Raw genomic sequence first — 696 nt, forward strand, 5'->3', positions numbered from 1 at the left:
ATCTCCTAAAGAATATTTGAAAAAAATTTCATAATAGACAAGATAAATGTGTCCACATTATTGACATAAGTACAGTATAAGTATCTTTATTAATATGAGTTTATTTTATCTGCTGTGGGTGATTTCCAAAAGAAAATTCAATAAAAAAACAAGAATTATTTTTTCATTTATATCAGGGTTTATATGTATTTTTTCAGGTATAATATCGTATGTAAAAATATTAATATGGTTTTGGTAACTAAAAAACATCGCATGATCAAAATAAAATTATTGAACATACGATGTTTTTTGCAGTTATTGAACCAGATTTTTAGCTGGAGTTTTATTTTTGGAGTTTATAAACTCATCAAGCAGAATATTCAATGTAGAAGAATAAGCTGAACGAAGGTCATTTTGCCCCGAATTAAGACACCAGTCAAATGTAGCTCCGCGCAGAGATGAATAGAGAGCTCTGTAAATATAATCAACAGTATACTTAGGATCAAACTCCCCTTTATCAAATGCTTCAGTTATATAAACCTTCAAAAAAGTATCTATTGCTCCCGGAGGAGCTGCAAATAATTCGTTTTTCAGTGACAGTAAAAGAAAATATCTAACAAATTTGTAGCCGTAGCGTAATATAAAAGGGAGTGTGCAAGAAAGTCTGTAAATTAAATCTGATATAATAAAAGATTTGTTTTTCATATATTGATTTAT

At 28.4% G+C, this 696-nt stretch carries 1 protein-coding gene; it reads right to left on the reverse strand.

Annotated elements, in window-relative coordinates; genetic code table 11:
* Positions 1–294: 294 nt before the first annotated feature.
* On the reverse strand, positions 295–696 hold a 402-nt coding region (locus NK213_RS17850; protein WP_253351724.1), incomplete at its 5' end, for a hypothetical protein.

It is taken from the genome of Sebaldella sp. S0638 (genome assembly GCF_024158605.1).
Lineage (GTDB): Bacteria > Fusobacteriota > Fusobacteriia > Fusobacteriales > Leptotrichiaceae > Sebaldella.